This window comes from Bradyrhizobium cosmicum (assembly GCF_007290395.2).
GTDB classification, from domain to species: Bacteria; Pseudomonadota; Alphaproteobacteria; order Rhizobiales; family Xanthobacteraceae; genus Bradyrhizobium; species Bradyrhizobium cosmicum.
Map to the genome: position 1 here is coordinate 1,695,266 of NZ_CP041656.2, position 21,537 is coordinate 1,716,802.

19 protein-coding genes are annotated in these 21,537 nt (G+C 63.3%); 7 read left to right on the top strand and 12 right to left on the bottom strand.

The genetic code is table 11. The annotated features are described in order from the left end of the window. Positions 1-12 precede the first annotated feature (12 nt). Together gnd and FNV92_RS07915 are read right to left on the bottom strand one after the other, a co-directional pair. On the bottom strand, positions 13-1,011 hold the full coding sequence (gene gnd, locus FNV92_RS07910; RefSeq protein ID WP_143841438.1) for a phosphogluconate dehydrogenase (NAD(+)-dependent, decarboxylating): 999 nt from the start codon (positions 1,009-1,011) through the stop codon (positions 13-15). Positions 1,012-1,024: 13 nt separating this feature from the next. Beyond that, positions 1,025-3,874 carry a bifunctional transaldolase/phosoglucose isomerase gene (locus FNV92_RS07915; protein ID WP_143841437.1) on the bottom strand — a complete coding sequence of 950 codons (2,850 nt, stop codon included), beginning with the start codon at positions 3,872-3,874 and terminating at the stop codon, positions 1,025-1,027. 320 nt (positions 3,875-4,194) lie between these two features. Between FNV92_RS07915 and FNV92_RS07920 the strand changes: the two genes are divergently transcribed. From FNV92_RS07920 to FNV92_RS07935, 4 genes are all read left to right on the top strand, one after another. After that, a complete protein-coding gene (locus tag FNV92_RS07920; RefSeq protein WP_143841436.1) occupies positions 4,195-4,857 on the top strand; it encodes an STM3941 family protein in 663 nt (220 codons plus the stop codon). Between the two features lie 305 nt (positions 4,858-5,162). After that, positions 5,163-7,106 carry a PrkA family serine protein kinase gene (locus tag FNV92_RS07925; RefSeq protein ID WP_041748088.1) on the top strand — a complete coding sequence of 648 codons (1,944 nt, stop codon included), beginning with the start codon at positions 5,163-5,165 and terminating at the stop codon, positions 7,104-7,106. Between the two features lie 19 nt (positions 7,107-7,125). Further along, a complete protein-coding gene (locus FNV92_RS07930) occupies positions 7,126-8,403 on the top strand; it encodes a YeaH/YhbH family protein (RefSeq protein WP_186355516.1) in 1,278 nt (425 codons plus the stop codon). Continuing rightward, positions 8,400-9,935: a SpoVR family protein gene (locus FNV92_RS07935; protein WP_143841434.1), complete on the top strand. Its 1,536-nt coding sequence runs from the start codon at positions 8,400-8,402 to the stop codon at positions 9,933-9,935. The genes FNV92_RS07930 and FNV92_RS07935 overlap by 4 nt, the downstream gene beginning before the upstream one ends. Before the next feature lie 216 nt (positions 9,936-10,151). On the opposite strand, the gene FNV92_RS07940 is transcribed toward FNV92_RS07935, so the two are convergent. The 6 genes from FNV92_RS07940 to FNV92_RS07965 all read right to left on the bottom strand — a co-directional run bounded on the left by FNV92_RS07940 (position 10,152) and on the right by FNV92_RS07965 (position 12,893). After that, positions 10,152-10,589, bottom strand: coding sequence for a DUF1801 domain-containing protein (locus FNV92_RS07940; RefSeq protein ID WP_143841433.1), 438 nt, complete (start codon positions 10,587-10,589; stop codon positions 10,152-10,154). A gap of 11 nt (positions 10,590-10,600) precedes the next feature. Then, positions 10,601-10,807: a hypothetical protein gene (locus FNV92_RS07945; RefSeq protein WP_015684111.1), complete on the bottom strand. Its 207-nt coding sequence runs from the start codon at positions 10,805-10,807 to the stop codon at positions 10,601-10,603. Positions 10,808-10,847: 40 nt separating this feature from the next. Next, on the bottom strand, positions 10,848-11,279 hold the full coding sequence (locus FNV92_RS07950) for an SRPBCC family protein (RefSeq protein WP_143841432.1): 432 nt from the start codon (positions 11,277-11,279) through the stop codon (positions 10,848-10,850). Then, complete coding sequence (locus FNV92_RS07955; protein ID WP_015684113.1) at positions 11,276-11,599, bottom strand: ArsR/SmtB family transcription factor; 324 nt, start codon at positions 11,597-11,599, stop codon at positions 11,276-11,278. Before FNV92_RS07955 ends, FNV92_RS07950 begins: the two co-directional genes overlap by 4 nt. 183 nt (positions 11,600-11,782) lie before the next feature. Continuing rightward, positions 11,783-12,232 carry a DsrE family protein gene (locus FNV92_RS07960; RefSeq protein ID WP_143841431.1) on the bottom strand — a complete coding sequence of 150 codons (450 nt, stop codon included), beginning with the start codon at positions 12,230-12,232 and terminating at the stop codon, positions 11,783-11,785. Positions 12,233-12,272: 40 nt separating this feature from the next. Further along, the gene (locus FNV92_RS07965) at positions 12,273-12,893 is read right to left on the bottom strand and encodes a hypothetical protein (RefSeq protein WP_143841430.1); all 621 of its coding nucleotides are present in this window, start codon (positions 12,891-12,893) and stop codon (positions 12,273-12,275) included. Between the two features lie 200 nt (positions 12,894-13,093). Between FNV92_RS07965 and FNV92_RS07970 the strand changes: the two genes are divergently transcribed. From FNV92_RS07970 to FNV92_RS07980, 3 genes are all read left to right on the top strand, one after another. Next, positions 13,094-13,678 carry an STM3941 family protein gene (locus tag FNV92_RS07970; protein WP_143841429.1) on the top strand — a complete coding sequence of 195 codons (585 nt, stop codon included), beginning with the start codon at positions 13,094-13,096 and terminating at the stop codon, positions 13,676-13,678. Between the two features lie 271 nt (positions 13,679-13,949). Beyond that, positions 13,950-15,473: an SUMF1/EgtB/PvdO family nonheme iron enzyme gene (locus tag FNV92_RS07975; RefSeq protein WP_143841428.1), complete on the top strand. Its 1,524-nt coding sequence runs from the start codon at positions 13,950-13,952 to the stop codon at positions 15,471-15,473. A 17-nt stretch (positions 15,474-15,490) separates the two neighbouring features. After that, the gene (locus FNV92_RS07980; protein ID WP_168213307.1) at positions 15,491-15,937 is read left to right on the top strand and encodes a DUF4399 domain-containing protein; all 447 of its coding nucleotides are present in this window, start codon (positions 15,491-15,493) and stop codon (positions 15,935-15,937) included. Here FNV92_RS07980 and FNV92_RS07985 read toward each other — a convergent pair whose 3' ends face one another. The 4 genes from FNV92_RS07985 to FNV92_RS08000 all read right to left on the bottom strand — a co-directional run bounded on the left by FNV92_RS07985 (position 15,938) and on the right by FNV92_RS08000 (position 21,523). Then, a complete protein-coding gene (locus FNV92_RS07985; RefSeq protein ID WP_143841426.1) occupies positions 15,938-16,993 on the bottom strand; it encodes a 2-oxoacid:ferredoxin oxidoreductase subunit beta in 1,056 nt (351 codons plus the stop codon). After that, entirely contained in the window at positions 16,990-18,837 is a 1,848-nt protein-coding gene (locus FNV92_RS07990; RefSeq protein WP_168213306.1) for a 2-oxoacid:acceptor oxidoreductase subunit alpha, read from the bottom strand. Before FNV92_RS07990 ends, FNV92_RS07985 begins: the two co-directional genes overlap by 4 nt. Next, positions 18,807-20,606 (bottom strand): FAD-dependent oxidoreductase, encoded by a 1,800-nt coding sequence (locus FNV92_RS07995; protein WP_015684121.1) that lies wholly within the window; start codon positions 20,604-20,606, stop codon positions 18,807-18,809. Before FNV92_RS07995 ends, FNV92_RS07990 begins: the two co-directional genes overlap by 31 nt. Positions 20,607-20,845: 239 nt before the next feature. Beyond that, positions 20,846-21,523, bottom strand: a complete 678-nt coding sequence (locus FNV92_RS08000; protein ID WP_143841424.1) for a DUF4286 family protein — start codon at positions 21,521-21,523, stop codon at positions 20,846-20,848. Positions 21,524-21,537: the final 14 nt, after the last annotated feature.

Genomic DNA, 21,537 nt, shown 5'->3' on the forward strand with positions numbered 1-21,537 from the left:
GCTTTGTTACGCTTATTTGGGTTTCGAAGCGCCCGGCTGCTTCGGCTCCTTGTGGCCGCCGAAGCCCGCACGCATCGCGGAGAGAATTTTTTCGGCGAAGGTGTGTTCCCGACGGGAACGGAAACGTGTGTAGAGCGCCGCGGTCAGGACTTCCGCCGGCACGGCCTCGTCGATCGCCGCATTCACGGTCCAGCGTCCCTCGCCGGAATCCTCGACGAAGCCGGAATACTCCGCAAGCGCCGGGCTGTCGGCGAGCGCGGTCGAGGTGAGGTCGAGCAGCCAGGACGGGATCACGCTGCCGCGCCGCCACACTTCGGCGATATCGGCAAGGTCGAAATCGTAGCGGTGATCCGCAGGCAACGCCTCGATATTGGCGTTCTTGAGGATGTCGAACCCTTCGGCATAGGCCTGCATCAGGCCGTATTCGATGCCGTTGTGGATCATCTTGACGAAGTGGCCGGCGCCCACGGGGCCGGCGTGGATGTAGCCCTGCTCGATGCGGGGATCGCGTCCGTCGCGTCCCTCCGTGCGCGGAATGTCGCCGGCGCCGGGGGCCAGCGCAGCGAAGATCGGATCGAGCCGGTCGACCACCTGCTTCTCGCCGCCGATCATCATGCAATAGCCGCGATCGAGACCCCAGACGCCGCCGGACGTGCCGACGTCGACATAGTGGATGCCGCGAGCCTTCAGTGCCTTGCCGCGGCGGACGTCGTCCTGCCAGAAGGTGTTGCCGCCGTCGATGATGACGTCGCCGTCCTGCATCACGCCTGCGATCGTGTCGATCGTGGTCTCGGTGATGTGGCCCGCAGGCAGCATCACCCAGGCCGTGCGCGGCCGCTCCAGCTTTGAGATGAATTCTTCGAGCGTCGCCGAACCCACCGCGCCGTCCGCGGCAAGGCCGGCGACGGCCTTGGCGTCCTTGTCGTAGACCACGGTCGAATGTCCGTGGCGCATCAGCCGGCGAACGATGTTGCCGCCCATCCGGCCGAGGCCGATCATGCCGAGTTGCATTTGAAAGATTCCCTTAGTTCAGCGCGTCGTTGAGCGCCGCATTGAGCGCAGCGAGACCCTTCTTGAGTCCGCCCTTGAGGTGCACCCGAAGGGCCCGCCGGCCGCGCTCGGTGAGCACGTCGAAATCGCCGCGCGCTTGCGCTGCCTTGATCACGCCGAAGCTGGCCTTCTGGCCCGGCACGGCAAGATCCTTGGCATCGTCGGCCGTGATCTGCAGGAACACCCCGCTGTCGGGTCCACCCTTGTAGGCCTGGCCGGTGGAGTGCAGGAAGCGCGGGCCGAACTCGGCGCAGGTTGCGACGTGACGCTTCTCGCGCACTTCTAGCCGCATCGCCTGCAACGCGTCGATTGTCGCCTTGTCGCGGGCGATGTAGCCGAGCAGGGCGACATAGTCGCCATGATTGGAGCGGGAGAGATGCGCCTTCAGCCAGGAGGTGAGGTCGCCGTTGGCGCCGGCGGCGCGCAGCGCCGTGGCGTTGGCCTCGTCGGTGTAGAGATCGGCTTCGTCCGTGCTGACCACCGGTTGCTCCGCGGGGAGCACGCCGGTCTTCTCGTACGCCGTGGTCAGCTCGCGGGTCTTGATCTTGGCGGCTTCCACATCCGGCTGGTCGAACGGGTTGATGCCGAGGATGCTGCCGGCCACCGCCGTCGCCATCTCGAAGCGGAAGAATTCCTGGCCGAGATGGTCGATCGACTTCATCACGATGCGCACCACGGGATGGCCGGCCGCTTCGATCGCGGCAAGCTGCGAGTCGTGTGCGGCGTCCGCTTCGCCCTCGGTGCGGATGTCGATGAAGAAGCGGTCGTTGCCGTAGACCGAAGGCTCGCCCAGCGGCTCGTCGGCGATCGGGATCAGGCCCTTGCCTTCCTTGCCGGTCGATTCGGCGATGAGCTGCTCAGCCCAGGCGCCGAAATCGGCGATCTTCTTCGACGACAGGATCGTCACCTTGTCGCGGCCTTCGAGGCCGGCAAGGCCCATGGCGAGGCCGAGCTGCACGCCGGGGTTCTCACTGGGCGGCACGTCAGGCCCGCAGGAGCGGGCCATCGCCAGCGCATGCTTGACCAGAGTCTTGACGTCGATGCCGGCGGTTGCCGCTGGCACCAGGCCGAACGGCGACAGCACCGAATAGCGTCCGCCGATCGACGGCTCGCCATGGAAGATGCGGGCGTAGTTGAGGCTCTTGGCCGCCTTCTCCAGCGACGAGCCGGGGTCGGTCACCGCGATGAAGCGGAAGCCGGTCTTGGCCTTCGGGCCGAGGGCCTGCGTGACGCGCTCATGGAAATAGTCTTTCATCGCGTTCGGCTCGGTGGTGCCGCCGGACTTGCTGGACACGATGAACACGGTATTGGCGATGTCGATCTTCGCTTCCATCGCCCGCACCTGCGCAGGGTCGGTGGAGTCGAGCACGTGCAGCTTCGGGAAGCCGACCTTCTTCGCAAAGGTCTCGGCCAGCACCTCGGGCCCGAGGCTCGAGCCGCCCATGCCGAGCACGACGGCATCGGAGAATTTCTGGCCCTTCACGCGGTTTGCGTAATCCTCGTAGTCGGCGACGTCGGCCTTGGCGGCGCTGTCGAGCCAGCCGAGCCATTTGTCCTCGTCGGTGCCGGTCCAGACCGATTTGTCGCGCTGCCACAGCCTGCGGATCTTGGCGGACCCGCGCCATTCCTCGGTGCTTTTGGCCACGGCCTTGCCGAGCCCGTCGCCGAGCGAGAGCTGTTGGCGGTCTATCGCGGGTCCAAGCACGGTGGCGCGTTTGTGCGCGACCGCGCCGTAGAGCTTGTCAGCGGCATCCGCAAACTGCTTCACGCCGTCCTTGACGAGTTCTTCGGTGATGGCATCGAGCGAAACACCTGAACGCTCCAGCTCTTCCAGCACGCGATAGGCATCCTCGACATTCTCCTCGAGGCTGTCGCGCGGCTTGCCGTGGTCGCGAAACGCATCGAGCGTCGCGGGCGGCACGGTGTTGATGGTGTCGGGGCCGATCAGTTCTTCGACATAGAGCGTGTCGCGGTAATCCTTGTTCTTGGTGCCGGTGGATGCCCACAGCATGCGCTGCGGCCTCGCGCCCTTGGCGGCGAGCTTGTCCCAGCGCGGGCCTGAAAACAGGCGCTTGTAGTCCTGGTAGGCGACCTTGGCGTTGGCGATCGCGACCTTGCCCTTCAGCGCGGCGAGGCGTTCCTTCTCGGATGGATCGTTGGCGCGCGCGATCTTCTCGTCGAGCTGCTTGTCGACGACCGAGTCGATGCGGCTGACGAAGAAGCTCGCCACGCTTGCGACATGCGAGGGGTTGCCGCCGCCGGCGACGTATTTTTCGAGACCGGCGAGATAGGCCTCGGCGACCTCAAGGTAGACCGCCTTCGAGAACAGTAGCGTGATGTTGATGCTGATGCCGTCGCCGATCAGTGTTTCGATCGCCGGCAGACCTTCCGACGTCGCCGGCACCTTCACCATCAGGTTCTTGCGACCCACGTCCTTCCAGAGCCGCCGCGCCTCGGCGACCGTGCCGGCGGTGTCCATCGCGAGGTAAGGCGAGACCTCCAGGCTGACATAGCCGTCGCCGCCCTTGAGCCGGTCGTAGACCGGGCGCAGCACGTCGGCGGCGTTCTGGATGTCCTCGACCGCGACGGCCTCGAACAGATCGGCGACGGTCCGGTCGCCGCGCTTGAGCGCCTTGCCGATCGGGGCGTCGTATTCGTCCGAGCTGCCGATCGCCTTCTCGAAGATCGAGGGGTTGGAGGTGACGCCCTTGACGCCGTCGGTGTCGATCAGCCGCTTCAAATCGCCCTTGGCGATGAAACCACGGGCCAGGAAGTCCAGCCAGACGGCTTGTCCGTGCTTTTCCAGTTCTTTGACGGGATTCATGATGCTTATTTATCTCCAAGCCTGCGGGCGAGGGGTTTCCGCGCCGGTCCTGACGCGCTATCCTCTAGCTTACATGCTCCCGGGAGGGAACTAATCAAGGGTATCAGCGTCATACTCTCAGTGTAACTCCGCGGCGATGATGGCGATCCAGATCGCGAAGCGTGTGTTGCGTAAAAAGTCGTTGGCCGGGAGGACCGGCCGAGGTCCCGTTGCGTAACGCCGGCCGCTGGTCTCGTTGGCTTTCGTCACTTGGACCAGTGGCTCTGCGGAGTATCATCGGCGGATTCCGATCCGCCTGGTACGTCGTGACTTGGTCGCGAATGGCCATGCTGGGGGAAAGCATGCACGCACAACGTGACGGTCTGGCGCTCTCCGTCGCCGACAGCCCGCAAGCGGTCGGATCGGCCGTTTGCATCGACGCGTTCCACGATCTCGAAATCAGTCCATGTACGACCCAGCTGCGGCTGCTGGTCGCGGCGGGTTTCGCGATGACCCTGCTCAGTGCGGCTCTTGCCTTTGACTGGTGGGACGGCCTCGGCGGCTACGACACGATGGCCGGCTATGCCGGCGTCGTGGTGTTCGGCCTGATGACCTGCCGGCTGATCTGGATGTTGCCCGCCGAGCGGGGGCCGGTGGTGATCGTCACCCCCTACGGCATCCGCGACCTCCGCGTCGGCAATGAATTTCTGCTGTGGGACTCGATCGCGGAGATTTCGGCTGACGAATGCCGCGGGCACAAGATGATCGTGCTGACGCCGACGCCGGCCTTGCAGCGGCAGCTCTGCACCATCCGCACCTCGGCTCGCCGCGCGCACAACGATCGTATCGTCATCCGCCTGGATGGGTTGGTGACCGATTTTGACACATTGCTGAGGGCCTGCCGCGATTGTCATGCTGCCAGCAACCCACGCACCGCATTGCAGCAGGAAGATGAACGCGGCACCCGCGACGGCATTCGTGGCTTCGCCGTACCAGCGACATAAGATTGCCGCGCGCGGACTGCTCTATGCTGCAGTGCCGGATGGACTCGTCCCCCGGTAATGCCCGGATGTTGCGAGCGAGTGACATTTCTTGGAAATGAGCGATGATAGACGCAGATTCGCACAAATAACAGGCATGTGCCTGTTCGTAACTCAATGAGTGCCTACGTTGTGCGTTGCGTGGAGTTGGCACCCGGGTGTCCAATGATCGTCATGTGCTCACGCTGATTCGAGAGTGGCGCTACGGAACGGTCCAGTCGTCGCTGCTTTAGTTCAGTTGTGTAGCGGAACTCACGCGGAGAGGGATCATGTACAACGATTCTTTGTTCAACGCTTTCGCTCGGTCGTTCGAGGCGAGAAGCCAGCACGACATGTCGATGGCGGAATATCTGGAATCGTGTCGAAGCGATCCCATGAAATACGCCAATGCGGCCGAGCGATTACTAGCGGCGATCGGCGAGCCCCAAACGATTGACACGGCCAAGGACCCACGCCTTGGCCGTATTTTTTTGAACCGCACGATCCGCACCTATCCGGCCTTCGCCGGCTTCTACGGCATGGAAGAAACCATCGAGCGCATCGTCGGGTTCTTCCGTCACGCAGCGCAGGGCCTAGAGGAGCGCAAGCAGATTCTCTATCTGCTCGGTCCGGTCGGTGGCGGCAAATCCTCGCTCGCCGAGCGGCTGAAGTCGCTGATGGAAGTGCATCCGATCTACGTGCTGAAAGCCGGCGACGAACTCTCGCCCGTGTTCGAGAGTCCGCTCAGCCTGTTCGATCCCGATCAGCTCGGCCCGATGCTGGAAGAGAAATACGGCATTCCGCGCCGGCGCCTCACCGGCCTGATGAGCCCGTGGTGCTACAAGCGGCTGGAGGCTTTCGGCGGCGACATTTCCCAGTTCAGAGTCGCAAAAATCCAGCCGTCGCGGCTGCGCCAGATCGGCATCGCCAAGACCGAGCCCGGTGACGAGAACAACCAGGACATCTCCTCGCTGGTCGGCAAGGTCGATATCCGCAAGCTCGAGACCTACGCCCAGAACGATCCCGACGCCTACAGCTATTCCGGCGGCCTCAACCGCGCCAACCAGGGCGTGCTCGAGTTCGTCGAAATGTTCAAGGCGCCGATCAAGATGCTGCATCCGCTGCTCACGGCGACGCAGGAAGGCAACTACATCGGCACCGAGAATATCGGTGCGATCCCGTTCACCGGCGTCATCCTCGCGCATTCGAACGAAGCCGAGTGGGCGAGCTTCAAGTCGAACAAGAACAACGAGGCCTTCATCGACCGCATCTGCGTGATCAAGGTGCCTTACTGCCTGCGGATCACGGAAGAGCAGAAGATCTACGAGAAGCTGATTCAGGGCTCCGAGCTCGCGGCCGCGCCATGCGCGCCCTCGACGCTGGAGACGCTGGCGCGGTTCTCGGTGATGTCGCGGCTGCGCAAGCACGAGAATTCCACGATCTATGCCAAGATGCGGGTTTACGACGGCGAGAGCCTGAAGGAATCCGATCCGAAGGCGCGCAGCGTCCAGGAATATCGCGATGCCGCCGGCGTCGACGAGGGCATGGACGGCGTCTCCACCCGCTTTGCCTTCAAGATCCTGGCTGCGACCTTCAACCACGATCCGCAGGAAGTCGCCGCCGACGCCGTGCATCTGATGTACGCGCTGGAGCAGTCAATCAAGCGTGAGCAGCTGCCCGAGGAAGTCGAGAAGCGCTACCTCGAATTCATCAAGGCGGATCTGGCCCCGCGTTATGCCGAGTTCATCGGTCACGAGATCCAGAAGGCCTATCTCGAATCCTACTCGGATTACGGCCAGAACCTGTTCGACCGCTACGTCGACTACGCCGATGCCTGGATCGAAGACCAGGACTTCAAGGATCCCGACACCGGCCAGCTGCTCGATCGCGAACTCTTGAACCAGGAACTGACGAAAATCGAGAAGCCGGCGGGCATCGCCAACCCCAAGGACTTCCGCAACGAGGTGGTCAAATTCTCGTTACGGTCGCGCGCCCAGAACGGCGGCAAGAATCCGACCTGGACCTCCTACGAGAAGATTCGCGATGTGATCGAAAAGCGGATATTCTCTCAAGTCGAGGACCTGCTTCCGGTCATCTCGTTCGGATCCAAGAAGGACGGCGAGACGGAGAAGAAGCACGGCGAGTTCGTGGCACGCATGGTGGAGCGCGGCTACACCGAGCGTCAGGTTCGCCGGCTGGTCGAATGGTATATGCGCGTGAAGCAAGCCGGTTGAGGCGGATGAGAAAGTGGCCATTCACATCATTGACAGGCGCCTGAATCCAGGCGGCAAGAGTCTTGAGAACCGCCAGCGGTTCTTGCGTCGGGCCAAATCCCTGGTGCAGGGCGCCGTCAAGAAGACCTCGCAGGAACGCGACATCAAGGACGTCCTGGAGGGTGGTGAGGTCACGATCCCGCTCGACGGCATGCACGAGCCGCGGTTCCGCCGTGAAGGCGGGACGCGCGACATGGTGCTGCCCGGCAACAAGAAGTTCGTCGAGGGGGACTATCTCCAGCGCTCCGGCCAGGGCAGCGCCAAGGATTCCGGCCCTGGCGAAGGCGACAGCGAGGATGCCTTCCGCTTTGTGCTCAGCCGCGACGAGTTCGTCGATCTCTTCCTCGACGATCTCGAGCTGCCGGATCTGGCCAAACGCAAGATCGCGCAGACCGAGAGCGAAGGTATCCAGCGCGCCGGCTACACCACATCGGGCTCGCCCTCCAACATCTCGGTGAGTCGGACCGTGCGGCGCGCGATGGCGCGTCGTATCGCGCTCAAGCGCCCCAGTAAGGACGAGATCGAGGAGCTGGAAGCGGCAATCGCCGATTGCACGGACGAGGACGAGCGCTTGCTGATGCTCGCCCAGCTCGAAAAGCTGAAGGCGAAGTCGAAGCGGATTCCGTTCATCGATCCGATCGACATCCGCTATCGGCGCTTCGAGACGGTGCCCAAGCCCGTCGCGCAGGCCGTGATGTTCTGCCTGATGGACGTCTCGGGCTCGATGTCCGAGCACATGAAGGATCTCGCCAAGCGATTCTACATGCTGCTCTACGTGTTCCTGAAGCGCCGCTACAAGCATGTCGAGATCGTCTTCATCCGCCACACCGACCGCGCCGAGGAGGTGGACGAGCAGACCTTCTTCTACGGCCCGGCCTCGGGTGGCACGCTGGTCTCCAGCGCGCTGCAGGCGATGCACGAGATCGTGCGCGAGCGCTTCAGCCCGGCGGACTGGAACATCTACGCCGCGCAAGCCTCCGACGGCGACAATTCCTATTCCGACGGCGAGCTCACCGGCATGCTGCTGACCGACAAGATCCTGCCGGTCTGCCAGTTCTTCGCCTATCTCGAGGTCGGGGAATCGGGCGGCAGCGCCTTCGATCTCTCCGACTCCTCGCTCTGGACTCTCTACGAGCGCCTGCGCAACGGCGGCGCACCGCTCTCGATGCGCAAGGTCAGCGAGCGCAGCGAGATCTTCCCGGTGTTCCACGATCTGTTCCAGCGCCGCGAAACTGCCCAGGAGAAAGCTGCTCCATGACGGAAAGATTGTTCGAAGGCGCGGATTGGGATTTTCACACCTTGCAGCGCATCACCGATGCCTGCGAGGAGGTGGCGAAGAACGATCTCGGGCTCGACGTCTATCCGAACCAGATCGAGGTCATCACCGCCGAGCAGATGCTGGATGCCTACTCCTCGGTCGGCATGCCGCTGTTCTACAAGCACTGGTCCTTCGGCAAGCAGTTCGCCTATCACGAGGCCTCCTACCGCAAGGGCCTGATGGGCCTCGCCTATGAGATCGTGATCAACTCTTCGCCCTGCATCTCCTATCTGATGGAGGAGAACACGGCGACAATGCAGACGCTGGTGATCGCGCATGCCGCCTTCGGCCACAACCACTTCTTCAAGAACAACTATCTGTTCAAGCAGTGGACCGACGCCGACGGCATCCTGGACTATCTCGATTTCGCCAAGACCTACGTCATGCAATGCGAGGAGCGCTACGGCCGCACCGAGGTCGAGCGCACGCTGGACGCTGCGCATGCGCTGATGTCGCACGGCATCGACCGCTATCCCGGCAAGAAGAAGCTCGACCTGCGCGCCGAGGAGAAGCGGGCGGGGCGGCGCCGTCAGCACGAGGAGGAGGTCTTCAACGATCTCTGGCGGACGGTCCCCAAGGGCGCCGCCAAGAGCAAGTCCACGCTCAGCCTCGAGCGCCGCCGCAAGCTGCTCGGCCTGCCGCAGGAAAACCTGCTCTATTTCCTGGAGAAGAGCGCGCCGCGGCTGGCTCCCTGGCAGCGCGAACTGCTGCGCATCGTGCGCCACATCGCGCAATATTTCTATCCGCAGAGCCAGACCAAGGTCATGAACGAGGGCACCGCGACCTACGTCCACTACCGCATCATGACCAAGCTGCACCAGACTGGCCGCATCACCGACGGCAATTTCCTCGAATTCCTGCAATCGCACACCAACGTGGTGTTCCAGCCCGAATTCGATGATCGGCGCTTCTCGGGCTTCAATCCCTATGCGCTGGGCTTCGCCATGATGCAGGACATCGAGCGCATCGTCACCAGGCCGGAAGACGAGGATCGGGAATGGTTCCCCGATATCGCCGGCAAGAACGACGTGATGGGCGTGCTGCGCGACGTCTGGGCCAACTACCGCGACGAAAGCTTCATCGCCCAGTTCCTGAGCCCGAAGCTGATGCGGCAGCTCCGCATGTTCCATCTGCACGACGATCCCGAGGAGCGTGCGGGCATTAGGGTCGATGCGATCCATGATGAGCGCGGCTTCCGCCGCGTGCGGCGTGAGCTGGCGCGGCAGCACGATGTCGGCTACATCGACGCCAACATCGAGGTGGTCGACGTCGATCTCTCCGGCGACCGCCGGCTGATCCTGCACCACCACGTCATCAAGGGCGCGCAGCTCAACGAGACCGACGCCAAGCGGGTGCTCCAGCACCTCGCCGATCTCTGGACCTACGACGTCTCGCTGATCGAGGTCGACGCCAACGACAAGGTGCTGCGCGAATATGTCGTAAGCCCGCGCCCGGTCACCGCGGCGGCCTGAGGGGGCTGGCTGCTCCTGTCGCACCGACGTGGCGGATAGCTCGCCCGCAGCCCATCCTTCGAGACGCCCGCCTTTGGCGGGCCCTCAGGATGAGGGGGGAGTGCGTGGTTGCAATTTCCACGAATCGAGATGCTGCTTGGCCTCATCCTGAGGAGACCGCTGGAAGCGATCGTCTCGAAGCACGAGGCGCATGCGCTGGCCTTCACCAAGGATGCTCTAAACCGGCTTCTTGGCCGGCTTCTTCTTCGACGCATTCAGCTCGACCGCCGCGCGGATCAGCGCCATCAACGCCTTCTCATTGATCTTCGCACCCTCGTGAAAATCGATCGCGCGCCGCACGTTTCCCTCAAGGCTGGAATTGAACAGGCCGGACGGGTCATCCAGCGCTGCACCCTTCGCAAACGTCATCTTCACCACCGCCTTGTAGGTCTCGCCGGTGCAGATGATGCCGTCGTGCTCCCACACGGGAACGCCGCGCCACTTCCATTCCTCGGTGACATCAGGGTCGGCCTCCTTGATCAGGGCACGGATTCGCTCGAGCATCTCGCCGCGCCAGTCGCCGAGCTCCTTGATCCTGCCGTCGATCATCTTGGACGGCGAAGCACTGTCAGCTTTCGTCGGGCTGCTTGTCTTTGCCGTGACAGCTTTTTTCATGGTCGCCTCGTTCACGCGTTGCTGCGTCGGCTGAGATGGGTCAGCGCGAACAGATATAGCCCGGTGATCAACAGCGGGATCAGCGGCACAAGCGCGAGGAAGCCGATCCATGCGGCCTGGATTTGCTGAATCATGGCGACGATGTTGGCGATGACGGCGATCGTGAACGCGATCGACAGCCAGCGATGGATCTGCCGAATCCGCATGTTCGAGTTCATTGGGACCTCCCTTGAGAATTGATCTGTGCTGGTGGCGTGGCTACTCAACCCGCGCCAGCACCTCGTCCAGCTTGGCGAGAAATTGCTTCCAGCCGGCATGTGCGCCGCCATAGGCCTGCTTCTGTGTCGGGCTGAAGCCGGCTTGCTCGACGCGCAGGTGAGTGCCCGCGCCCGTCGGGGTGAGCGTGAAGGTCACCACGCTCTTCAGATCGAAGGCCGCGTCCGCATGCGAGAAGTTCCAGGTGTAGGCGAGCATGCGCTGCGGCTCGATGGCGAGCACCTCGCAGTCCAGCACGCCGCCCCATTCGCCGCGAAGGTTGAAGCGATGACCGACCGAGGGCTTGAAGTCGTTCTTCATCAGCCATTCCTCGATCAGATGCGGCTGCGTCAGCGCGCGCCAGATCCGCTCCGCCGGGGCGGCAAATTCGCGCTCGATCACCACGGAGCGCATCTCGGCTGCGGCTTCTGTCATTGGTCCATCCTCTTCAGGAGATCGTCGAGCGCATCGAGCCGGTTCTGCCAGAACCCGGCCATCTGGCTGGTCCAGTCGATCAGCGGATTGAGCGCACCGGGCTGCGCGCTGTAGTGGGTTTGCCGTCCCTCGTGGCGGTCGCGGACGAGACCGGCCTGCTTCAGCGCGCCAAGATGCTTCGACACCGCCGGCTGGGAAACGCCCGATCGCGCCGTCAGCGCCCCGACCGTCTGCTCCCCCTCGCGGCACAGCCGCTCGAAGATCGCCCGCCGGGTTGGGTCGGCGAGCGTCCGGAACAGAAGGTCGGGAGCGGCGGGCATTGGTGATCCATAACCTGTAAGTTATGGATTAATTCATAACCGTGTGGTTATGGGTAAGTCAAGAGCGATATCTCTCGAGAAGCGCTTGCGACGAAGCAATCCAGAATTCTCCGCGGAGAGATTCTGGATCGCTTCGCTTCGCTCGCAATGACGGCGAATGTGGCATCGCCTTCGCGGCAAACCCTACGGCCGCAGATACAGATAGCCCTGCGACTGCAGCTCGGCCAAACGGACCACGCCGCCTTGCTCCGCGCTGACGAAGCCGGGCAGCAGATCCGTCAGCGTGACATTCTGCGCCTTCATCGTGTTGCCGCAGGCGGCGAGCTCGACGCCGTCCCTGGAGAAATCGCCGACGCGCTTGCTGATATCGGGGTTGGCCTGTGCCGAGTGAAACGCCTTCAGCGCCGGCCCATGGATCACCAGCGCGATCGTCACATGCTCGGGTCCGCCGACGCCGTCGATGTGGTTCTGGATGTTGCCGAGCACGAAATTGACCTTCTCGGCGTCGCTGAGGTGATAGACCACTCTGAGCTTGCTGCCCGCGCCGGCTTCCGTTGCGGCCTGGGCACGCGAGACGCCGAACGCCGTGCCGAAGGCAGACAAGGCGCTCCACAGGATGTTCCGGCGGTTCATGGCGATCTCCTCGATTAAGCCTGACTTCGCCGGAGACATATCATTTGTGGCGGAGCGCGGCGAGTTCCTCGCGGTCGGTCACCAGCGAGGCGCACTCGCCGATGCCGGTGCGGTCGAGGCGGAAAATCCCGTCGTCGGCGCCGGCGACCAGCGATTGCTCGGCTTCGTCATCCGGCTTGTTGTTCTGCCAGACCCTGACCCGCTCGAGCCGCACGATCGCCGATTTGTCGTCCTTCGAAAGCGCGACGCCGATGCCGCCGCCCTCGCAATCGACGCCGCAGCCGAGCCGCACCTCGTTGCCGTCTTTTGTGAACACGACATGGCTGCACCAGCCGCTGGAGTCGAAATCGCCGGAGCGATGGCGATATCTGAAGCCGAGCCGGAAGGAATTGTGCACCTGCTTGTCCTCCCTGTCGAGTTCGGCCGAAACCAGCAGCTTCACGGCGGCGACCTTCTGCTTCGGATGTCGCGCCAGGTGCTCGGCATCGTAGCGGCGGACGAAGCAGGCATAGGCCTTGCTGCCGGGCGCCCCGGCATACATTCGCGCATCGAAGCTGTCCGCCTCGGTCTTGCCCGCCTCGCGGATGTCGTCGCCGTCGCCGGCCCGGGCGGCGCCGACGAATGCAGCAAGGACGAATGGAAGGATGAGGGCAGCTTTCATGGTCGCACCGGGCGCGTGAACGGCCCGCATCGGGACAGCGGGGTCGACTGGCAGTTAGTCGCAAGCCGGGCGCAGCGCGTTCACGTGCGAATGCTTCGCACTCCCGTGGGGAGCCTCGCGCAAGGTTCCAGCCTTAACACCTTAGAAGGAGGGGCGTTCCTAAACCCCAGGTTGTTGCAAAAGACTGGTGGCGGTCGAACATGTCCGTAAGTCAGAACTTGCCCCACGTCACGATCGGCTATTCCCGGGGACGGCTGCTGATGATCTTCGGCGCCTGCCTGCTGCTGACGCTGCTCTGTGCCGGGCTCGCCTTCACCTGGCAGGAAGGCAAGGGCGTCACCACGTTCGAGCTCGCCGCCTGCTATATCGGCGCGGTGTTTTTCGGCCTTGCCACCTGCAGGATGCTCTGGAGGCTGGCCACCGCCAGGGCGCCGGTGGTCTTCATCAACCGTGTCGGCATTCGCGACACCAGACTCGCCGACGAGACCATCGCCTGGAGCGCCGTGCGGAAGATACAGATCTGGGACCAGCGCGCGCAGAAGTGCGTCGTGCTCAAGGTCGATCCGCTTGTCGCCAAGCGATTTGCCGGAGGATTTCTGACGCGCGCATTGATGAGCAAGGCGCTCGGCGCCGATGGCGTGGTCGTCAATGCCGGCGGCCTGACCATGGACGTCGGAACATTGCTCGAGATCTGCAAGCAATATTGGGGCGCCGGACGACCTGCCCATTCTGACGACGCCGTACCGGAGCCCGAGCCCGAGGCCGAGCCGGTGCCTGTCGGCTAAAGCGGCGCGGAATCTCCCGGCAGTGCCGGGCCGATGTTCCAGCTACGTGGACAACGCGATCGCAGGGTAGAGTCCAGGTTTCGCGAGAAGATTTAGTCGCTGCTAGGACCGGGAAGGTTCAAGCTCCGTGCGGCCTTCGCTCTCTGGAACCCGATATTGCGATTTGCTTAGACATTTGTCCCGGTCCGTCAATGTGATAGCCTTCACAGACAATCGCCTCTCGACGTCGTAGGTTAATCTCGCCACTTGCAAGTTGGTGGAGTACGCCGCAATGGGCGAAATTCGCAACTTCAAATCTGGAAATCAGGACGAGCCGCCGCCGCATGGCGTGATGCCGCGTCGTCTCGCAGCCATTATTGTCGGCGATATCGCGTCCTACAGCCGCTTGATGCAGGTCGATGAGGAAGGCACGCATGTCCGCGTCAAGCGGATCGAGCGGGATCTCATCCAACCCAGCATCGTCGAACACCACGGAAGTCTGGTGAAGACGACGGGCGACGGCTTCATTGCCATTTTCGACAGCCCTGTCGAGGCTGTTCGATGCAGCATCGTCATCCAGCAAAATCTTGTCGGCCGCAATGCCTCGCTTCCGAAGGATACTCGGATCGAATACCGGATTGGCGTCAATCTCGGTGATGTCATCGTCGAACCGGACGATGTCTACGGCGATGGCGTCAACATCGCCTCACGCATCGAGGGCATCGCCGAGCCCGGTCAGGTCTACATCTCGGGCGCGATCTACGAACAGATCAAGCACAAGGTGGTGTGCGGTTATGAATCGCTCGGGGATCGCAAGGTCAAGAACATCACCGATCCCGTCCGTGTCTATCGCGTCCTGCCCGACGCGGATGCGGTCGGCAAGACGCGCGGCCGTCGCGAGAACGTTCTGCTCGTTCTCCTAAGTATCACCGTGATGATGATTGCCGCGGGCGTGCTCTGGTATTTGCTCGCGCAGCCGGGCAGGGTCGGCCAGCAGGCCGCTGCGCCAGCCGTGTCTCCGGTCGCGTCCCCGAGCCCGGAGCCTTCGCCGCGCGAAGCGGCCGTGCAGACGCCGCAGCCATCGCCCTCGCTTGCCTCGTCACCTCCGCCTGCACCGGTGTCCAGTCCCTCGGCAACGCCGCTCCGTGAACCCGAATTGATCGCCATCCGCGGCGGCAGCTTCGCGATGGGAAGCAATGACGATCCGACCGAACGGCCGGTTCACCAGGTCACGGTCAAGCCGTTCTCGATCGGCAAATATCCGGTGACGGTGCAGGAGTGGAACGAGTGCGCGGCTGCAAAAGAGTGCGGCTTCGCGGCCATCGGCAACGATGACGCGCCGGTCACCAATGTCAGCTGGACCGACGCTCAGCAATATGTCGCCTATCTCGCGAAGGCGACGAAGAGAGCTTACCGGCTCCCCAGCGAGGCCGAATGGGAATATGCCGCGCGCGGTGGAACGTCGACCAAATATTGGTGGGGCGACAAGCTCCAGCCGGGCATGGCCGGGTGCAAGGACTGCGGCGCTGCCGCGTCCGAGCAGCCGGTAAAAGTGGGAAGCTTCAAGCCCAATCCGTTTGGCCTCCACGACATGGGCGGCGGCGTCGATCAATGGGTCGAGGACTGCTGGCACAAGACCTATCAGGGGGCGCCCACTGACGGCTCGGCGTGGAGTGGCGGCGATTGCAGCTCGCACGTGCTGCGCTCGGGCTCTTGGAAAAACGATTCGAGATATGTGCGACCGTCCAACCGCGACGGCTACGATACCAATGTTCGCTACCCGACGCATGGGTTTCGTGTCGCGCTCAGTCCCTGAGTGATGGAGTCGATCTGATGCAGATCCTTCGCTGCGTTGCGCTCTCGGCGGCGCTTGCATTGCTCCCGGGCGTCGCCCATCCGCAGGGCAAGACGGCGCCAAAGGACGCAAAGCTCTATTTCATCACCCCGTATGATGGGCAGAAAGTGCGCGGCGGATTCCTGGTCCGGTTCGGCTTGCGCAACATGGGCGTGACCCATGCCGGCGACGATTACCAGAATGCCGGCCACCATCATCTGCTGATCGATGTCAACGACCCGATCGATCCGAAGGAGCCGATCCCGCAGGACAAGTCGCATCTGCATTTCGGGGCAGGGCAGACCGAAACGCTGCTCGAGCTTCCGCCCGGGACCCACACCCTTCAACTGGTGCTGGGCGACGCCAAGCACTATCCGTTCGAACCGCCTGTCGTGTCGGACAAGATCACCGTGCGCGTCAGGCAGCCGTCTCAGCGGGGCAGATGATCAGCGCAGGCTGGCGTTGAGCTTGTCCAGCGCCGCCGAGCCCGGGCATAGCGTGTCCGCTTCCAGCGTGTTGAGCGGCGTCTCGACCGTGTTAAGATGGGCGTGCAGATCGTCCGCGTCGGGATCGACGTAGAGCAGGCCGGTGACGATCTGGCCTTTCGCTGCATGTTTTGCGAGGAAGGCCTGGGCCCCCAGCCGATCGTGCGGATCGTAGTCGGCGTCGATCTTGCGCAGCGCGATCTTGCTGCCGTCATGCTGCTCGACCACCTGCACCGTGCCCGGCGCATAGTCGACCGCGATCGGATCGCGGCCGACCAGCACATCGAGCCGGTTCACAGCATCGTTGTGCTCGCGGACATAATCGAAACTCTTGGTCGAACCGGCGTGGTTGTTGAAGGCGATGCAGGGGCTGATGACGTCGATGAAGGACGCGCCCTTGTGGCCGATCGCGGCTGCGATCAGCGGCACCAGCTGGGTCTTGTCGCCGGAGAACGAGCGCGCCACGAAGGTCGCACCCAGCTGCAGGGCGATCGCGACGAGGTCGATGGCGTTGTCGGTGTTGGTGACGCCCTTCTTGGACTTCGAGCCGCGGTCGGCAGTCGCCGAGAATTGGCCCTTGGTCAGGCCGTAGACGCCGTTGTTCTCGACGATATAGGTCATGTTGACGCCGCGCCGGATCGAATGCGCGAACTGGCCGAAGCCGATCGAGGCGGAATCGCCGTCGCCGGAAACGCCGAGATAGATCAAGTCGCGGTTGGCGAGGTTGGCGCCGGTCAGCACGCTTGGCATGCGGCCGTGGACGGTGTTGAAGCCGTGCGAGTTGCCGAGGAAGTAGTCCGGCGTCTTCGACGAGCAGCCGATGCCGGAGATCTTCGCCACCCGGTGCGGCTCGATCGACAGCTCGTAGCAGGCCTCGATGATCGAGGCCGTGATCGAATCGTGGCCGCAGCCGGCGCACAGCGTCGAGATCTTGCCCTCGTAGTCGCGGTGGGTGTAGCCGAGCTCGTTCTTCTTGAGGCCCGGATGATGGAATTTCGGCTTGGCGATATAGGTCATGACACGGCCTTGCGGAGCGGGGTCACCTTGAGGTGATCCTGGTGGTCGCCAATGGCTTTTGCGATGAAGCGGGCGGTGATCGGGGTGCCGTCGTAATGCACTATCGGCACGAGGCGCACGGGGTCGATGCCGTTCTCGTTGACGATGAGCTGGCGCAGCTGGCTGTCGCGGTTCTGCTCGACCACGTAGACGAAGTCGTGCTCGGCGAGGAAGCTCGCCACGCTCGAATGGAACGGGAAGGCGCGGATGCGCAGGCGGTCGAGTTGATGTCCGCGCGCCTCCAGCAATCCGATCGCCTCGTCCATCGCCGGCGAGGTCGAGCCGAAATAGATCACGCCATATTTGGTCGGCCGTTCCGCGTTAGCCTGCAGCGGCCGTGGCACCAGATCCTGCGCAGTCTCGAACTTGCGGACGAGACGCTGCATGTTGTCGGCATAGACCGAGCCTTCCTCGGAGTAGCGCGCGTAGCGATCACGCGACGTGCCGCGGGTGAAATAGGAGCCCTTGGTCGGATGCGTGCCGGGATAGGTGCGGTAGGGGATGCCGTCGCCATCGACGTCGAGATAGCGGCCGAAGTCGCGGCCCTGTTCCAGCATCTCCGCGGTCATCACCTTGCCGCGGTCATACTGCTTGGAATCGTCCCATTTCAGCGGACGGCAGAGCCGGTGGTTCATGCCGATGTCGAGGTCGAGCATCAGGAAGATCGTGGTCTGCAACCGCTCGGCCAGATCGAAAGCCGCTGCCGCGAACTCGAAGGCTTCAGCCGGATCCTCCGGGAACAGCAGCACATGCTTGGTGTCGCCGTGCGAGGCATAGGCGCAGGCGATGATGTCGCATTGCTGGGTCCGGGTCGGCATGCCCGTGGAGGGGCCGGCGCGCTGGATGTTCATGATCACCGCCGGGATCTCGGCGAAGTACGACAGGCCGATGAACTCGGTCATCAGCGAGATGCCGGGGCCGGAGGTGGCGGTGAACGCGCGCGCGCCGTTCCAGGAGGCGCCAATGACGATGCCGATGGAAGCCAGTTCGTCCTCGCCTTGCACGATCGCGTATTTCGCCTTGCCGGTCTCGGGGTCGTGCCGGTACTTCTTGCAATGGGCGGTGAAAGCCTCCGCCACCGACGATGACGGCGTGATCGGATACCAGGCGCACACCGTGGCGCCGCCATAGACGGCGCCGAGCGCAGCCGCGCTGTTGCCCTCGATGAAGATGCGGTCGCCGACCTTGTCGGACTTCTTCACCCGCAGCCCGATCGGGCATTTCAAATTCTGCAGCGCCCAGTCGCGGCCGAGATGCAGCGCGTGAACGTTGGAGGACAAGAGCTTCTCCTTGCCCTTGTACTGCTCGCCGATCAGCTGCTCGATCAGCTTCGGGTCCATGTCCAGCAGCGCCGAGAGCGCGCCCAAATAGATGATGTTCTTGAACAGCTGGCGCTGGCGCGGATCGGTGTAGGTCGAGTTGGTGATCGCGGTGAGGGGTACGCCAATCACGGTGATGTCGTCGCGGAATTTGGTCGACGGCATCGGCTTGGTGGAATCGTAGAACAGATAGCCGCCGGGCTCGATGCCGGCGACGTCCTTGTCCCAGGTCTGCGGGTTCATCGCCACCATCATGTCGACGCCGCCGCGGGCGCCGAGATGGCCGTCTTCCGTCACCCGCACCTCGTACCAGGTCGGCAGGCCCTGGATGTTGGAGGGGAAGATGTTGCGGGGGCTCACCGGTACGCCATGGCGCAGGATCGCGCGCGCGAACATCTCGTTGGCACTGGCCGAGCCCGAGCCGTTGACGTTGGCGAAACGGACGACGAAGTCGTTTACGCTGCTGAGCGGCTTTTTGTCGGACATGTCGAACCTGCGTGAGTCATTTCGATGAGATATTTCTGCATGTCCCAGGCTCCGGTGGGACAACGCTCGGCGCACAGCCCGCAATGCAGGCAGACATCCTCGTCCTTGACCATGACGCGCCCGGTCTTGAGGTCACTGGAGACGTAAAGGTCCTGGTCCGGATGCAGCGACGGCGCCTTCAGCCGCTGGCGCAGATCGGCTTCTTCACCGTTGTTGGTGAAGGTGATGCAGTCCATCGGGCAGATGTCGACGCAGGCGTCGCACTCGATGCAGAGCGAGGTCGAGAACACGGTCTGGACGTCGCAGTTCAGGCAGCGCTCGGCCTCCCCGAGCGCGAGCTTGACGTCGTAGCCGAGCTCGACCTCGGTGCGGATGTCCTTCAGCGCGATCACCTTGTCGCGATGCGGCACCTTGAAGCGCTTGTCGTTGGAGATGTCGTTGTCATAGCTCCATTCATGGATGCCCATCTTCTGCGAGGAGATTTGCACCTCCGGCAGCGGCCGCTCGGTGATGTCCTCTCCCGAGAGCAGCTTATGGATCGACAGCGCGGCGTCATGGCCTTGCGCCACCGCCCAGATGATATTTTTGGGGCCGAACGCGGCGTCGCCGCCGAAGAACACCTTCGGATTGGTCGAGACGAAGGTCTTCGGGTCGACCTTCGGCATATTCCACTTGTCGAACTCGATGCCGCAGTCGCGCTCGATCCAGGGGAAGGCGTTCTCCTGGCCGACCGCGACCAGCACGTCGTCGCATGCGATGGTCTGGTCCGGCTCGCCCGACGGCACGAGGTTACGCTTGCCCTTGGCATCGTATTCGGCCTTCACTTTCTGGAAGGTGATGCCGGTGAGCTTGCCATTGTCGTGAACGAAGGCAACGGGGACGAGGAAGTTGAGGATCGGAATATCCTCGTGGAGCGCGTCTTCCTTCTCCCACGGCGAGGCCTTCATCTCCTCGAAGCCGGAGCGCACGATCACCTTGACGTCTTCGCCGCCGAGCCTGCGCGCGGTGCGGCAGCAATCCATCGCGGTGTTGCCGCCGCCGAGCACGATGACGCGCTTGCCGATCTTGTCGGTGTGGCCGAACGACACTGACGACAGCCAGTCGATGCCGATGTGGATGTTGCCGGCCGCCTCTTTCCGGCCCGGAATGTCGAGCTCGCGTCCGCGCGGCGCGCCGGAGCCAACGAAGATCGCGTCATACTTCTCCGCGAGCAGCGCCTTCATGCTCTCGATGCGGTGACCGCCCTTGAAGTCGACGCCGAGACCCAGGATGTAGCCGGTCTCCTCGTCGATGACGGAGTTAGGCAGGCGGAATTTCGGGATCTGCGTCCGCATCATGCCGCCGGCTTCGGGGTCGCCGTCGAACACCGTGCAGTGATAGCCGAGCGGCGCGAGATCGCGCGCCACCGTCAGCGAGGCCGGGCCACCGCCGACGAAGGCGACGCGCTTGCCGTTCTTCGCGGAAGGGCGCGGCAGGCGCTGCGTGATGTCGTCCTTGAAATCAGCGGCGACGCGCTTGAGGCGGCAGATCGCGACCGGCGTCTCCTCGACGCGTCCGCGGCGGCACGCCGGCTCGCACGGACGATCGCAGGTGCGTCCCAGGATTCCGGGAAACACGTTCGACTTCCAATTGATCATGTAGGCGTCGCTGTAGCGGCCTTGCGCGATCAGTCGGATGTATTCGGGAACCGGTGTGTGCGCAGGACAGGCCCATTGGCAATCGACCACTTTGTGAAAGTAGTCGGGGGCCGCAATATCGGTCGGTTTCATTCCTACCCTGTCCGCGCAGGCTCAAGGACCCCGCGGCCTTTTCTTGAGCTTGTCGGACGCTTAATGCGCGTCGATCTGGTTTCTGAATGACGTCATTGGGTTAGCTTATTAGAACCGTTCCGAAGTACAACGGCAAATTTTCGCGATGACCCGCTTTCATGTGAGCTGCGCGCGCACAGCATTAACGCGCCGCGCCCACCGATGCGGCGGTGCAATATGCTGCGCTGCAGATGAAGGCCTCACCTGTGCGCGATGTCGCTCTTCGCCAGGTCCCACATCAGGCTGTAGGTGCCGACGGAGATGGGAAGCGGAAAGGGCGCTGCAGCCGGGCCGGTGAAGCGTTCGGCGATCACGGCAGAGACGGCGCCGACATGCGTGCCGTCGATCAGCACGAACCAGTCGCGTGCGCCTTCGTTGCGCGTTGCCGGAATATCCGCCGTTGCGCCGGATAATTCCGGCTCGCTCTCGAGCAGATGCATCGAGATGATGCCCTCGTGCGTCTCGGGCGCCAGCTTTTCTTGCAGTGCATCACGCCATGCGCCTGCATTGTCCGCTGTCGGCCGCAGCCGCACCAGGCCGAGCGCGGCGCCGCGACCGCTGCCCTTGCTGATGGTGATGCGCGCGACGACGCGCAGCATGTTCTTGAAATGCGCCATGGTTCGCCGCGACCATTCGGTCTGATTGGCGAGCCGCGTCCGATAGGCGGGACTGTCGAGCACGTCGAGCGTCGCGGTCGAATACAGCGAGAGATATTTGGGATCGGCGGCGTGCGCGACATAGCGCCGCGCCTCCAGAAAACCCTCGATCGCCACGCGCTCTTCCAGATGCTCGCGATCGTACCAGCGGTTGAAATCGGGCTCATTCGCTTTGTCGATGTTCATCGACGTCAGCAGCATGCCTTTCCCGGCGAGCGGCATTTTCTTGTTGTCCT

Excerpts from the sequence above, each read along its gene's own strand:
- FNV92_RS07955 (WP_015684113.1), bottom strand. The coding sequence starts at position 11,599 with ATGCCCGCCGCTCCCGACCTTCTGTTCCGGACGCTCGCCGACCCAACC.
- FNV92_RS07950 (WP_143841432.1), bottom strand. The coding sequence starts at position 11,279 with ATGACAGAAGCCGCAGCCGAGATGCGCTCCGTGGTGATCGAGCGCGAA.
- FNV92_RS07915 (WP_143841437.1), bottom strand. The coding sequence starts at position 3,874 with ATGAATCCCGTCAAAGAACTGGAAAAGCACGGACAAGCCGTCTGGCTG.
- gnd (WP_143841438.1), bottom strand. The coding sequence starts at position 1,011 with ATGCAACTCGGCATGATCGGCCTCGGCCGGATGGGCGGCAACATCGTT.
- FNV92_RS07920 (WP_143841436.1), top strand. The coding sequence starts at position 4,195 with ATGGCCATGCTGGGGGAAAGCATGCACGCACAACGTGACGGTCTGGCG.
- FNV92_RS07940 (WP_143841433.1), bottom strand. The coding sequence starts at position 10,589 with ATGAAAAAAGCTGTCACGGCAAAGACAAGCAGCCCGACGAAAGCTGAC.
- FNV92_RS07990 (WP_168213306.1), bottom strand. The coding sequence starts at position 18,837 with ATGTCCGACAAAAAGCCGCTCAGCAGCGTAAACGACTTCGTCGTCCGT.
- FNV92_RS07925 (WP_041748088.1), top strand. The coding sequence starts at position 5,163 with ATGTACAACGATTCTTTGTTCAACGCTTTCGCTCGGTCGTTCGAGGCG.
- FNV92_RS07975 (WP_143841428.1), top strand. The coding sequence starts at position 13,950 with ATGGGCGAAATTCGCAACTTCAAATCTGGAAATCAGGACGAGCCGCCG.
- FNV92_RS07935 (WP_143841434.1), top strand. The coding sequence starts at position 8,400 with ATGACGGAAAGATTGTTCGAAGGCGCGGATTGGGATTTTCACACCTTG.
- FNV92_RS07980 (WP_168213307.1), top strand. The coding sequence starts at position 15,491 with ATGCAGATCCTTCGCTGCGTTGCGCTCTCGGCGGCGCTTGCATTGCTC.
- FNV92_RS08000 (WP_143841424.1), bottom strand. The coding sequence starts at position 21,523 with ATGCCGCTCGCCGGGAAAGGCATGCTGCTGACGTCGATGAACATCGAC.
- FNV92_RS07960 (WP_143841431.1), bottom strand. The coding sequence starts at position 12,232 with ATGAACCGCCGGAACATCCTGTGGAGCGCCTTGTCTGCCTTCGGCACG.
- FNV92_RS07965 (WP_143841430.1), bottom strand. The coding sequence starts at position 12,893 with ATGAAAGCTGCCCTCATCCTTCCATTCGTCCTTGCTGCATTCGTCGGC.
- FNV92_RS07970 (WP_143841429.1), top strand. The coding sequence starts at position 13,094 with ATGTCCGTAAGTCAGAACTTGCCCCACGTCACGATCGGCTATTCCCGG.
- FNV92_RS07945 (WP_015684111.1), bottom strand. The coding sequence starts at position 10,807 with ATGAACTCGAACATGCGGATTCGGCAGATCCATCGCTGGCTGTCGATC.
- FNV92_RS07985 (WP_143841426.1), bottom strand. The coding sequence starts at position 16,993 with ATGACCTATATCGCCAAGCCGAAATTCCATCATCCGGGCCTCAAGAAG.
- FNV92_RS07995 (WP_015684121.1), bottom strand. The coding sequence starts at position 20,606 with ATGAAACCGACCGATATTGCGGCCCCCGACTACTTTCACAAAGTGGTC.